Raw genomic sequence first — 13,024 nt, 5'->3', positions numbered from 1 at the left:
GAACTATTAGGTAAATATACTGATGAAGTATAGCTGGAAATAGACTAGCATGCTGATTTGGTATTTTTTTCATATGCATAACTAACAAGGAGGGCAAATATAACATGTATAATACATATACCCTTAAAAATGGATTAAGAGTGGTAACCGAAAAAATAGAACATTTAAATTCTATTAGTGTTGGAGTAATGGTTCAAAATGGTTCGAGAAATGAAAGTATAGAAGTTAATGGAATATCACATTTCATTGAGCATATGTTTTTTAAAGGAACTGATAAAAGAACTTCAAAGGGAATTATGGAAGAAATAGAAAATGTAGGTGGACAAATTAATGCTTTTACAAGTAAAGAAGCTACGTGCTATTATATTAAAGCATTAAATACCCATTTAGATTTATCATTGGATGTACTTTCAGATATAATATTAAATGCAAAGTTTGATCCAGAAGAAATAGAAAAAGAAAAAGGCGTAGTAATTGAAGAAATTAATATGGGTGATGATTCACCAGAAGATGTACTAGATGATATACATTCTAAAGCTTCCTTTGGAGAAGGATCACTCGGATACCCTATCCTTGGAACTATACCACTCGTGAAATCATTTACTAGAGAAAAAATATTAAATTTTATTAGTGAGAAATATACGCCTTATAACTCTGTAATATCAGTTTGTGGTAAATTTGATGATAAAGAATTGGAAGATTTAATTAATGAATATTTTGGTTCTTGGGAAAGTAAAAATGAGTATAAACCAGAATATAGTGAAACAATAATACAAGTTGATTCTGCATATGCAAAAAAAGAAATTGAACAACTACATATTTCGTTAGGATTAGAAGGATTACCTTATGGAGATGAAAATAATTATGCATTAGTACTTCTTAATAACATATTTGGAAGTGGAGCTTCATCAATTCTTTTTCAAAAGGTAAGAGAAGAATTAGGGCTATGTTATTCAATAACATCATATTTACAACCATTTCAAGGTGTAGGTACATTAAATATATATGCAGGTTTAAATAGAAATTATGGAGAAAAAGCTTTAGAAGTTATAGATAAAGAAATTTCTTTATTTAGTAAAAATGGAATAACTGATAAACAACTTGAAATAAATAAGGAAAAGATTAAAGCTAATTATATTTTAGGATTAGAAAGTACTAGTTCAAGAATGTTTGCAAATGCAAAAACATATCTTTTTAGAAATAAGATAAAAACTCAAGAAGAAGTTATAAAAAAGATAGATGATATAAATAAAGATAATATTCAATATGTTTTAGATAAATGCTTTAAAAAAGGAGTTCTAAATACAGCTTATGTTGGGCAGGATGTTGAATATGCTAAATTAGACTCTATAATTTTAAAGAATAGTAAAGCTTATGATAATTCGAATAATAATAAGATTAATTTATAAAGAAATATGTAATAATACACCTCCTTTTCTCATATTATTTTATGAGTACTAAAAGGAGGTTTTTGTTATGAGTGAAGAAAGTAAAATTAAATACTTAAGTGATATAGAAAGATATGAACTGATAAACATCAACGATGGAGAAAAATATGATTATTTATTAAATAACGATTTAATAATAGATGAAGAAGGAAACTTTAAATATCTAATAGTTAATTTAAGTGGTGGGAAATTCAATCTATTTAGTAGTAAGGATTTTTTAGAAATTCCATGGGAGTGTGTAAAAAAGATTGGGGCTAAAACTATTATATTAGATGCAGATGATGATGTGATTAAAAAGGTAAAACTATAATTAGGAGGAAATGCAATGAAAATAGTTGTACAAAAATTTGGAGGAACTTCAGTTTCAACACATGAAAGTAGAACGAAAGTTATTGAAAAAGTTAAAAATGCTATTAAAGAAGGATATAGTCCTGTTCTAGTAGTGTCTGCCATGGGTAGGATGGGGGAGCCTTATGCTACAGATACATTGCTATCATTAGTAGATGATAAATTCAAAAATACAAATAAATTAGCAAAGGATCTGATTATGTGCTGCGGAGAGACTATAAGCTCAGTTGTTATGAGCAGTGATTTATATAGTGCAGGAATTGATGCTATGCCACTTACTGGCGGGCAAGCAGGTATACTAACTGATAATAATTTCACAAATGCTACGTGTACTGAAGTTAATCCAAAGAAGATTTTAGAATTAGTATCTCAAGGAAGAGTTCCTGTAATAACAGGATTTCAAGGAATTAGTGAAAGTGGATATTTGACTACACTCGGTAGAGGTGGAAGTGATACTTCAGCTTCTATCTTAGGAGTTGCACTTAAGGCTTCTGCTATTGAAATATATACTGATGTAGATGGAATTATGACAGCTGACCCAAGAATAGTTGAAAACGCCAATCTAATTGATGTGATAAGTTACAATGAAGTATTTCAACTAGCTGATAAAGGTGCCACTGTAATACATCCTAAAGCTGTAGAAGTTGCTATGGAAGGTAATGTTCCTATATTGATTAAAAACACTATGAGTAGCTGTAAAGGCACCTTAATAAATAATTTTGGGGATAAAAGTAAAGATAGAATTATGACTGGAATTACTAGCCAAAAAAATAGAATTCAAGTTTCTATTAAAGCTTCTGAAAATGAAGGCAATATTAAATATAAAAATGTCTTAGACTTAGTTGCTGCAAATAAAATTAGTTTGGATCTAATAAATATATTTCCAAGCGAACAAATTTTTACTATAAATCAAAATGACAAAGATGTTTTAGAAGATATTTTAGATACCGCTAGTTTGAGTTATGATCTAATAGAAGATTGCAGTAAAGTGGCTGTTATTGGATCAAAAATGAAGGGCATACCAGGTGTTATGGCAAAGATTATAAAGGCCTTAAGCGATAATAATATAGAAGTATTGCAAACAGCAGATTCACATATGACGATTTGGTGCTTGGTTCACTCTAAAAACGAAAAAGATGCAATAAATGTTTTACATAAAACTTTTAAGCTTTAATTATGAATAAAATATTTCCTACTGTACAAAATAAAAGAGTATAGGAGGAATTATTTTATGTATAAAAATATTTTAAATAGTGAAGATTCAGAAAATGAAAATAATAAATCAGAAGTAAAAGATAAAATAGATAATGTGAAGGAACTAGGAAATACAGGTTTAGCAAATCCGAATAGGAAAATTCAAGTTTTATCTATTATAGGTCAAATAGAAGGGCACTCAGTACTTCCGCCACAAACAAAAACTACAAAATATGAGCACATTATTCCACAATTAATAGATATTGAACAAAATGAAGACGTTAAGGGATTACTTATAGTATTAAATACTGTTGGGGGCGATGTAGAGGCGGGTCTTGCTATATCTGAAATGATTAGCAGTATGTCCAAAGCTACAGTTTCTATAGTGATTGGAGGAGGACACTCTATAGGTGTGCCTCTTGCAACATCTTCAGATTTTTCGTTTATAACTCCATCTGCAACCATGATAGTTCATCCGGTGAGAATGAATGGATTTGTGATTGGAGTATCTCAAACATTTGAATATTTTAAAAAAATGCAAGATAGAATAAATGAATTTATAGTAAGGACATCTAATATTAAGCAAGACACTTTAGAAAAACTTATGCTGCAAACAGATGATTTACTAAATGATGTTGGAACAATGTTAATTGGAAAACAGGCAGTAGATTGCGGATTAATTGATCAAGTTGGAGGGATACACGAGGCTATAGATAAACTTAATGAACTTATAGAAAAATAGAAATGCCGGCTATAGAAAAAAATCTATAGCCGATTTTTGTTTTTAGTGTTATCTTATTATAGGAGAATAGATGTTTGATTTTTATAAAGTGAGACTTTTTAGGTGGTGTTTTATACTCCAGGTGAATTTAGTTGGACTTATACCATCAAGGGGCACCTAGTCCAGAAGCATGCAGCTGTTATCTTCCGCTTGAATAAGAAGGAGATTTACAGATGCTCTAGATATCGGATAAAAAATATGAGTTGTAGTATGTATATTTAATAAAAATAGAGGAGAATAATTATTTAGTGTAGAAATAAAAATACGAGGTGATTTAAGTTGGGTAGGACTAAAGGTAAAAATACTACTGTGAAAAGCAAAAAAGATGAAAATACAATAAATCCTGATATAGTAGGAATTGTGTATATTGCAACAGGAATAATACTTGCCATAGCAATATATACGTCATTAGCTGGAATATTATCATCTTTAGCACAAAGAATATCATATGTAGTAATTGGAATAGGTGCAAATGCATTGCCTATGTATTTAATATATTTTGGATTCCAATATATAAAAACAAGAGGAAATATTAAATTAAATAAGAGATTTTTTGGAATAACCATATTAGTAGTTGTTATTATGTTGATATTCGGAATTATAAATATTCAAAGTTTAGACAATCAAAGTGATTTTTTTGAAAATATTAAATGGATGATTAGTGATAATACTAAAACTATGCATGGAGGAATAATATCATATCTTATATGCTATCCATTTTATAAAATTGTAGGAGCTTTAGGCACATACATTATACTTCTTGCGTTTTCAATAATAGCTGTTATTTTAATTTTTGATATTACATTATATGATTTAGGTATAAAGGCATATAATAAAGGGGAAAAAATAAGAAATAATAGAAATAATAAGGTAAAGGAAAGAGAACGAATTGAAAAACAAAAAACTCGTGAAAACTTTATAAATATAGTAGAAAAAGATGGAAATGAACAAAAAAGTCAAAATGAAAAAGAGGCTTTTTTATCTGGAGTAAATAAGAAAATAAAGATTTTAGATTTTATGAAGAACTCAGAGGAAGATGAAGAAGAAGCTTCACCACAGTTAAAATCTGAAATTTCATCAGATATTCAAATAGATAATTTCTTAGATAAACCAATACAGAACCATTCTCGCAAAAAAGAAAATTTAGATAATGATGTTAAAGATGTAGTTAATAAAGAAATACAAGAACAAATTTCTGAACATAAAGAAGTAAAAGAATATAAACATCCTAATATAGAATTGTTAAAACTAAATGCTAATACAAAGTTAAATAGTACAGATAAAAAGGAATTAATAGAAAATGCAAACAAACTTGAAGAGATATTATCTAACTTTGGGGTTGATGCAAAGGTGACTCAAGTAACTAAAGGTCCGTCTGTTACAAGATTTGAACTCCAACCAAGTCCAGGGGTTAAAGTCAGTAAAATAGTAAATTTATCAGATGATATAGCACTTGGACTTGCAGCTTCAGGAATAAGAATAGAAGCTCCAATTCCAGGAAAAGCAGCAGTTGGTATTGAAGTTCCAAATGGAAAACAAACTCCAGTATTTTTAAGAGAAGTATTAGATAATGAGGAGTTCATTAATTCTAAGAAAAAGTTAGCCTTTGCACTAGGAAAAGATATTTCAGGCAAGTGTGTTGTAGGAGATTTAAGTAAAATGCCTCATACATTAATTGCAGGGGCAACAGGTTCAGGGAAAAGTGTATGTATAAATTCACTTATAATAAGTTTATTATATAAATATAATCCTGATGAAGTTAAACTTCTTATGGTTGATCCTAAGGTTGTAGAATTAAATGTTTATAATGGAATACCTCACCTTTTGATTCCAGTTGTTACAGATCCTAAAAAGGCTGCAGCAGCTTTAAATTGGGCGGTAAATGAAATGACCAATAGATATAAGCTTTTTGCCGAGTTTGGAGTTAGAAATATGGAATCATATAATGAATTATTTGATAAAGGTGCCATAGAAGCAAAGATTCCTTATATAGTTATAATTGTAGATGAGCTTGCTGACCTTATGATGGTTTGTCCAAATGATGTAGAAGATTATATTGGAAGATTAGCTCAAATGGCAAGAGCTGCTGGTATGCATTTGGTTATAGCAACTCAAAGACCATCAGTAGATGTAATAACGGGAGTAATTAAGGCTAATATACCATCTAGAATATCTTTTGCAGTTTCATCTCAAATAGATTCTAGAACTATTTTAGATGGAGCGGGTGCAGAAAAACTTCTTGGAAAAGGGGATATGTTATATTATCCGGTAGGAGAAAGTAAACCACTTAGAGTACAAGGATGCTTTATATCTGAAGAAGAGGTTGAACAAGTAGTTTCATTTATTAAGAGTGAACAAGGTGATAGTAATTATGAAGAAGATATAATTGAACATATTAATAGTGCAACAGATTCAAAATCATCAGAGTCAGGTAAAAATAATGATGATGTAGATGAATTACTTAATGAAGTAATAAATGCTGTGGTAGAGTATGGTCAAGCATCAACTTCATTTATTCAAAGAAAATTCAGAATAGGGTTTAATAGAGCTTCTAGAATTATGGATCAATTAGAAGAAAGAGGTATTATCTCTGAAAAGGATGGAAGCAGACCAAGACAAATTCTTATTACAAGACAACAACTTTTCGATGATAATAATGAGGAAGAAAATAACTAAAATAAAATTAAATTTTATTTTTTGCATAAGTTTGAACTAAATATGAAATTATGGTAAATTTTATGTTAACTTTTTCTTATGTATGCATTAAATTAAAGGAATTAATATATTTTCATGTAATATAACAGTATATATATTATTAGTGGCTTGTAAAATATAGTTTTAATTTGTTATAATTAAAACTATTAGAAAACAGGAGGATATGAGACTTGAGTGAAATTAAAATAGAAATGACAAATGTAAAAGAAAAACTAAGTACTACTTCGGATAAGTATAAGGTGGGAATGGTTAGTTTAGGGTGCGATAAAAACAGAGTTGATTCAGAAATAATATTAGGTAAAATGAGTAATGAGTATGAAATTACAAGTGATCCTAAAAATGCAGATATAATTATTGTAAATACCTGTGGATTTATAGAAAGCGCAAAGCAAGAATCTATTGATACAATACTCGAAATGGCAAATTATAAAATTAATTATAAATGTAAATTGCTTATAGCAACAGGATGTCTTACTCAAAGGTATGGAGAAGAATTAAGAAATTTAATACCTGAAATGGATATAATACTTGGAGTTAATGATTACAATAAAATAAATGAATATATAACAGATTTCATAGATGGAAATAAAATAGCTTCAGAACTTTTAAATTATTCTGATGAAAATATTAATGAAGGAAAAAGAATTCTTACAACTCAAAAGGAAAGTGCATATATTAGAATTGCAGAGGGCTGTAATAATTTTTGTACATACTGTGTAATTCCTAAAATAAGAGGAAAATTTAGAAGCAGAAAAATGGAAAATATCATAAATGAAGCAAAAGATTTAAGCGAAAGTGGAGTTAAAGAAATAATACTCATAGCTCAAGATACCACTTTATATGGTAGTGACATATATGAAAAGAAAAGCCTTCATTTATTACTTAGGGAATTATCTAAAATTGAAGGCATTAAATGGATTAGAGTGCTTTATTGTTATCCAGAAGAGATATATGATGAGCTTATAGATGAAATTGCAAGTAATGAAAAAGTTGTAAAGTACTTAGATTTACCTATTCAACATATAAGTGATAAGATTTTAAAGCTTATGGGAAGAAAAACAAGTAAGCAAGATATAATGAATAAAATAAATAAATTAAGAGAAAAAGTTTCGGGAATTGTATTAAGAACAACCTTTATAGTTGGATTTCCAAAAGAAACTGAAGAAGATTTTAATGAAATAATTGATTTTCTTAAAGAATATAAGCTTGATAAAGTAGGTGTGTTTACTTATTCTCAAGAAGAAGATACTGCAGCTGCTAAAATGGAAGGACAAATAATAGAAGAAATTAAGAAAAAAAGAGAAGAAAAATTAATGATAGTGCAAAAAGATATTTCAGAGCAAATAAATAAATTGAAAATTGAAAAGTTATATGATATCCTTGTTGAAGGAAATGACGGTAAATATTACTATGGAAGAAGCTATGAAATGGCTCCTGATATAGATGGAAGTGTATTATTTGAATCATCAAAAAATATAAATGTGGGTGAATTTATAAAGGTCAAAATAGTTAAGAATATGGATTATGATCTAGTGGGAGTTGAAGCTTATGAATCTTGCAAATAAGTTAACATTAATGAGAATATTTTTAGTTCCTGTATTTTTGTTATTTATGGCTACTAAAGATATACCTTATGGAAGTTTTATAGCTACTTTTATATTTATCTTGGCGGCATTAACTGATAAATTAGATGGATATATTGCTAGAAGTAGAAATCAAATAACTAATTTTGGGAAATTTATGGATCCCTTAGCTGATAAATTATTAGTTACGGCAGCATTAATTTCATTAGTTGAATTACATGTGGTGCCAGGATGGGCGGCAGTTGTTATAATTGCACGTGAATTTGCTGTTTCAGGATTAAGATCAATAGCAGCAGCCCAAGGTAGAGTTATTGCTGCTAGCTGGTGGGGGAAAATTAAGACTGTAATACAAATAATAGCTATAATTTTATTGTTATTAAAAGTAAATATACATGATTCAATAGATCTAAAACATTTCGTAACTGGCAGTTATTATTTAAAGGAATTTTTTGTAATAGTACCCAATATAATGCTCATGATTGCAGTAGTTATAACTTTGGTTTCAGGATATGATTACTTTAAGAAAAATAAAGAAGCTGTTTCTATTGATAAATAAGAAAATAAGCTAAAAATAGAAAATTTAAATTATAAATAAAATTTATGTTTAAGAATATAAAAAAGTGGATATTAATTAGATGATTCCTTCTTTTAATGGATTAAAGAAGGAATTTTTCTTAGAATTAATTATTGACTATAATTTATAATTAATTTATAATAAATATAGAACGTAAGTTCGGTGAGAGGAGTTTAATATTATGGGACATATAGATGCTGAAAAATTAAAAGCAATTGAAAGTGCAATGAGTCATATAGAAAAGCAATTTGGAAAAGGATCAGTAATGATACTTGGAAATAACAATATTGCTAAAATGGAGGCTATATCAACTGGATGTTTAGATTTAGATATAGCACTTGGAATTGGCGGAGTACCTAAGGGTAGGATTATAGAAATTTATGGACCAGAAAGTTCAGGAAAAACTACAATTGCCCTTCATATAGCTGCAGAAGCACAAAAAAAAGGCGGTGCTGTAGGATATATAGATGCAGAACATGCTTTAGATCCTAGTTATGCTCAAAAACTTGGTGTTGATGTAGATAGCTTAATAATATCTCAACCTGATACAGGAGAACAAGGCCTTGAAATTGCAGAAGCTTTAGTTCGTTCAGGAGCAATTGACGTTTTAGTAATAGACTCTGTTGCAGCTTTAGTACCTAAAGCTGAAATTGAAGGGGAAATGGGAGACTCACATATGGGTCTTCAAGCGAGACTTATGTCACAAGCCTTAAGAAAACTTGCAGGATCAATAAATAAAACAAATTGTGTTGCTATATTTATTAACCAATTAAGAGAAAAAATAGGGGTTATGTTTGGTTCGCCAGAAACAACGACTGGAGGAAGAGCATTAAAATTTTATGCATCAGTAAGAATGGATATTAGAAGAATAGATTCTATAAAACAAGGTGATGCCATCGTTGGTAATAGAACCAGAATTAAAATAACAAAAAACAAAGTAGCACCACCATTTAAACAAGCAGAATTTGATATTATGTATAATGAAGGGATTTCTAGAAACGGTAACATAGTGGATGTTGGAGTAAAAGAAGAAATAGTTCAAAAAAGTGGAGCTTGGTTTTCTTATGGAGATATAAGACTCGGACAAGGAAGAGAAAATTCTAAGATATTTTTCAAAGAAAATCCGGAAATAGCATTAGAAGTAGAAAATAAAATTAGAGAAAAATATAATCTTCCATTAGCAGAATTAGCTAAAGAAGATATAGTAGACAAAACTAAAGATGATAAGACTAATGAAATTAAAGGTACTAAAAATGATATAGCTAAAGGCGATGCTAAGGATACAAAAAAATAGAATTTAAGGGTGAAAAACGAATACAGTATTGTTGCATTAATATACTGATAAATGCAACGCATAATATAGCTACATTTGTGCTGATTCACATTATGTAGCTATACTTATAATTAAGTATTATAGAGTATAATGAAAGATATAGCATTATATGAGCAAACTTGACATAATTTTATTTTTAATATAAAATATAAGGGAATACTGGTTTATCATATTTCTAAAGTGCAGTGAGAAGAGTATGACGCCTTTTATACTTTCTTGTTAGAAAATATAATGAGAAAATAATAAATTAGGAGGTGTTTATGTGGGACTAACGGTAATGATATTAATAGACGTAGTAGTTTTATTAGTATTAGGAATAGTGGTTTATAAAACGATTCAAGGTACATCAAAAACTAAAGTTGAATCGCTTGAAAAAGAAGCAGAAGAAGTTTTACTTAGAGCTAAAAAGGATGCAGAAACAGCTAAAAAGGAATCAATCCTTGAGGCAAAAGAAGAACTTCATAAATTAAGAAATGATTTTGATAAGGAATCTCGTGAAAGAAGAAGTGAGATTCAAAGGCTTGAAAGAAGAGTAATCCAAAAGGAAGAATCACTTGATAAGAAAAGTGAACTTCTTGAAAAGAAAGACGAAACAATCAATGAAAGAATGCTTGAAGTAGATCAAGTAGAAGCAAAGGTACAGAAACTTTATGAGGAAAGAAGAGCAGAGCTTGAAAGAGTATCAGCCCTTTCTGGTGAAGAAGCTCGTGAAATCCTTTTAGATGAAATTAGAAAAGAGATTACACATGATGCTGCTTTAATGATAAAAGATATTGAAAGTAAGGCAAAGGAAGAAGCAGACAAGAGATCAAGGGAAATAATCACAACTGCGATCCAAAGATGTGCTGCTGATCATGTGTCTGAAACAACTGTACACGTTGTTGCACTACCGAATGATGAGATGAAGGGTAGAATAATAGGCAGAGAAGGAAGAAACATTAGAACATTAGAAACTTTAACAGGGGTAGACTTAATTATAGATGATACTCCAGAAGCAGTTATTCTTTCTAGCTTCGATCCGATTAGAAGAGAAGTTGCAAGAATGGCACTAGAAAAGTTAATAGTGGATGGAAGAATACATCCAGCAAGAATCGAAGAGATGGTTGAAAAAGCAACTAAGGACGTAGAGAACAATATAAAAGAAGAAGGGGAACAAGCGGCCCTTGAAACTAGTGTACATGGACTACATCCAGAAATCATAAGACTTCTTGGTAGATTAAAGTATAGAACAAGTTATGGTCAAAATGTGTTAAAACATTCCATAGAGGTTTCATACTTAGCTGGTTTAATGGCTTCAGAGCTAGGTTTAGATGTTACTCTAGCTAAAAGAGCAGGATTGCTACATGATATTGGGAAAGCTGTCGATCAAGAACAAGAGGGGCCTCATGCTTTAATTGGTGGAGATCTAGCTAAAAAGTATCATGAATCACCATTAGTAATTAATGCAATAGCAGCGCATCATTCAGATGTAGAAATGCAATCTTTAGAAGCCGTACTAGTTCAAGCAGCGGATGCAATATCAGCAGCTAGACCAGGGGCTAGAAGAGAGACATTAGAAGCATATATTAAGAGATTGGAAAAGTTAGAGGAAATTGCAAATTCACATGAAGGTGTAGAGAAGTCATATGCCATTCAAGCTGGTAGAGAGATTAGAATTATTGTTAAACCAGATAAAATTGATGATGCTGGGACAATTGAATTAGCACATAATTTAGCTAAGAGTGTCGAGGAAGAACTTGAATATCCGGGACAAATTAAAATTAATGTGATAAGGGAAACTAGATCAGTAGATTTTGCTAAGTAAAAAAGGAAGTATATTTTATTTATATGATAAAATATACTTCCTTTTTAAATACATGAAATATAATGTTAAAATTATTATAGAGTAAAGATGGTAGTAATAGTGATTCATAAAATAAATTTAAATTTTATGAATTATAAAAAAGGAATTTTAAGAAAGTTATAGAATTATATTAAATGAAAACGATTTGTATAATAAACTCTAGGAGGAATAACAAAAATGGATGTATTAAAAGTATCAACAAAATCAAATCCGAATTCTGTAGCAGGTGCACTTGCAGCTATAATAAAAGAAAATAACATTGCAGAAATGCAAGCCGTTGGAGCAGGTGCTATAAACCAAGCCGTTAAGGCTATTGCTATAGCAAGAGGATTTATTGCTCCAAGTGGAAAAGACATAGTGTGTATACCTGCATTTACAGATATAATAATAGATGGAGAAGAAAGAACAGCTATAAAATTAATAGTACAACCTAGATAAGTAAATTTATTTTCAAATTAATGAAGAAGTAGTAAATTTTAAGTTGATATTATTTAAAAAAACGATTATACTATAATAGATAAATGCTATAATTATTAATATTATTAATATTTTGTAAAGAGGTGTATATATGATATCAAAAGAAGTTTCAGTAAAAAATTCATCTGGTCTTCACGCTAGACCAGCAACATTATTAGTTAAGAAAGCTTCATCATTTAAATCTGACGTTAGTATAGAATATAACGGAAAGAAAGCAAATGTAAAAAGCTTAATTGGAGTGTTATCTTTAGCAGTAACTAAAGATGCTGTAATCAAAGTTGTAGCTTCAGGAGATGACGAAGCTTTAGCAGTTGAAGAAATTGTAAAATTAGTTCAAACATTAGAAGACTAATATACAAATCAAGGTTCCATATTTTTAATATGGAACCTTTTTCTTTTTGATAATATATGCTGAATTGAGATTTTAACTATTAGAATAGGATTAGCATATCAACTTTTCAATATAGACTTAGTAAATGTTTAATTATCATCAATAATTAAATTGCATCTGAATAATACAATAACTAAATCTACAGCTGCAAATAATATAAGGATGTAAATTATTCTTTCTATTAATGAGCTGTTTAAAGAAATTACGGTGACTAAATTTAAATCGAATAATCCTATTATTCCCCAATTTACAGATCCTATAAAAACTAACAAAAAAGAAAGTTTATCAAATATATTTAGTTTACACATGATATTTCACTCCAATCTTTTATAAAACT

At 29.3% G+C, this 13,024-nt stretch carries 12 protein-coding genes; 11 read left to right on the top strand and 1 reads right to left on the bottom strand.

Annotated elements, in window-relative coordinates; genetic code table 11:
- Positions 1 to 104 precede the first annotated feature (104 nt).
- The 11 genes from psyc5s11_RS20440 (at position 105) to psyc5s11_RS20390 (ending at position 12,648) form a co-directional block, all read left to right on the top strand.
- Positions 105 to 1,409: a M16 family metallopeptidase gene (locus psyc5s11_RS20440; RefSeq protein ID WP_224034321.1), complete on the top strand. Its 1,305-nt coding sequence runs from the start codon at positions 105 to 107 to the stop codon at positions 1,407 to 1,409.
- A 67-nt stretch (positions 1,410 to 1,476) separates the two neighbouring features.
- Positions 1,477 to 1,758, top strand: coding sequence for a YlmC/YmxH family sporulation protein (locus psyc5s11_RS20435; RefSeq protein ID WP_224034320.1), 282 nt, complete (start codon positions 1,477 to 1,479; stop codon positions 1,756 to 1,758).
- Positions 1,759 to 1,773: 15 nt separating this feature from the next.
- Positions 1,774 to 2,970 carry an aspartate kinase gene (gene dapG / locus psyc5s11_RS20430; RefSeq protein ID WP_224034319.1) on the top strand — a complete coding sequence of 399 codons (1,197 nt, stop codon included), beginning with the start codon at positions 1,774 to 1,776 and terminating at the stop codon, positions 2,968 to 2,970.
- A 57-nt stretch (positions 2,971 to 3,027) separates the two neighbouring features.
- Positions 3,028 to 3,732, top strand: coding sequence for a ClpP family protease (locus tag psyc5s11_RS20425; protein WP_224034318.1), 705 nt, complete (start codon positions 3,028 to 3,030; stop codon positions 3,730 to 3,732).
- A 318-nt stretch (positions 3,733 to 4,050) separates the two neighbouring features.
- Positions 4,051 to 6,447, top strand: a complete 2,397-nt coding sequence (locus psyc5s11_RS20420) for an FtsK/SpoIIIE family DNA translocase (RefSeq protein WP_224034317.1) — start codon at positions 4,051 to 4,053, stop codon at positions 6,445 to 6,447.
- Between the two features lie 230 nt (positions 6,448 to 6,677).
- Entirely contained in the window at positions 6,678 to 8,051 is a 1,374-nt protein-coding gene (gene rimO / locus psyc5s11_RS20415; protein WP_224038238.1) for a 30S ribosomal protein S12 methylthiotransferase RimO, read from the top strand.
- A complete protein-coding gene (gene pgsA / locus psyc5s11_RS20410; RefSeq protein WP_224034316.1) occupies positions 8,035 to 8,625 on the top strand; it encodes a CDP-diacylglycerol--glycerol-3-phosphate 3-phosphatidyltransferase in 591 nt (196 codons plus the stop codon). The genes rimO and pgsA overlap by 17 nt, the downstream gene beginning before the upstream one ends.
- Positions 8,626 to 8,824: 199 nt before the next feature.
- On the top strand, positions 8,825 to 9,937 hold the full coding sequence (recA, locus tag psyc5s11_RS20405) for a recombinase RecA (RefSeq protein ID WP_224034315.1): 1,113 nt from the start codon (positions 8,825 to 8,827) through the stop codon (positions 9,935 to 9,937).
- Positions 9,938 to 10,238: 301 nt separating this feature from the next.
- The gene (gene rny, locus psyc5s11_RS20400) at positions 10,239 to 11,780 is read left to right on the top strand and encodes a ribonuclease Y (RefSeq protein WP_224034314.1); all 1,542 of its coding nucleotides are present in this window, start codon (positions 10,239 to 10,241) and stop codon (positions 11,778 to 11,780) included.
- A gap of 216 nt (positions 11,781 to 11,996) precedes the next feature.
- Positions 11,997 to 12,257: a stage V sporulation protein S gene (locus tag psyc5s11_RS20395; RefSeq protein WP_224034313.1), complete on the top strand. Its 261-nt coding sequence runs from the start codon at positions 11,997 to 11,999 to the stop codon at positions 12,255 to 12,257.
- A 130-nt stretch (positions 12,258 to 12,387) separates the two neighbouring features.
- Positions 12,388 to 12,648, top strand: coding sequence for an HPr family phosphocarrier protein (locus psyc5s11_RS20390; protein ID WP_224034312.1), 261 nt, complete (start codon positions 12,388 to 12,390; stop codon positions 12,646 to 12,648).
- A 128-nt stretch (positions 12,649 to 12,776) separates the two neighbouring features.
- Here the strand turns inward: psyc5s11_RS20390 and psyc5s11_RS20385 are convergent, their stop codons facing one another.
- Complete coding sequence (locus psyc5s11_RS20385) at positions 12,777 to 12,995, bottom strand: DUF378 domain-containing protein (RefSeq protein WP_224034311.1); 219 nt, start codon at positions 12,993 to 12,995, stop codon at positions 12,777 to 12,779.
- Positions 12,996 to 13,024 lie beyond the last annotated feature (29 nt).

This window comes from Clostridium gelidum (assembly GCF_019977655.1).
Lineage (GTDB): Bacteria > Bacillota > Clostridia > Clostridiales > Clostridiaceae > Clostridium > Clostridium gelidum.
Note: the sequence above shows the minus strand (reverse complement) of the source record. Positions and strands in the feature narration are given on the sequence as shown.

Bases quoted from the DNA above. Each gene is read 5' to 3' on its own strand.
- psyc5s11_RS20435 (WP_224034320.1), top strand. From the start codon at position 1,477: ATGAGTGAAGAAAGTAAAATTAAATACTTAAGTGATATAGAAAGATAT.
- rimO (WP_224038238.1), top strand. From the start codon at position 6,678: ATGACAAATGTAAAAGAAAAACTAAGTACTACTTCGGATAAGTATAAG.
- psyc5s11_RS20395 (WP_224034313.1), top strand. From the start codon at position 11,997: ATGGATGTATTAAAAGTATCAACAAAATCAAATCCGAATTCTGTAGCA.
- psyc5s11_RS20390 (WP_224034312.1), top strand. From the start codon at position 12,388: ATGATATCAAAAGAAGTTTCAGTAAAAAATTCATCTGGTCTTCACGCT.
- psyc5s11_RS20425 (WP_224034318.1), top strand. From the start codon at position 3,028: ATGTATAAAAATATTTTAAATAGTGAAGATTCAGAAAATGAAAATAAT.
- psyc5s11_RS20440 (WP_224034321.1), top strand. From the start codon at position 105: ATGTATAATACATATACCCTTAAAAATGGATTAAGAGTGGTAACCGAA.
- psyc5s11_RS20385 (WP_224034311.1), bottom strand. From the start codon at position 12,995: ATGTGTAAACTAAATATATTTGATAAACTTTCTTTTTTGTTAGTTTTT.
- pgsA (WP_224034316.1), top strand. From the start codon at position 8,035: ATGAATCTTGCAAATAAGTTAACATTAATGAGAATATTTTTAGTTCCT.
- dapG (WP_224034319.1), top strand. From the start codon at position 1,774: ATGAAAATAGTTGTACAAAAATTTGGAGGAACTTCAGTTTCAACACAT.
- recA (WP_224034315.1), top strand. From the start codon at position 8,825: ATGGGACATATAGATGCTGAAAAATTAAAAGCAATTGAAAGTGCAATG.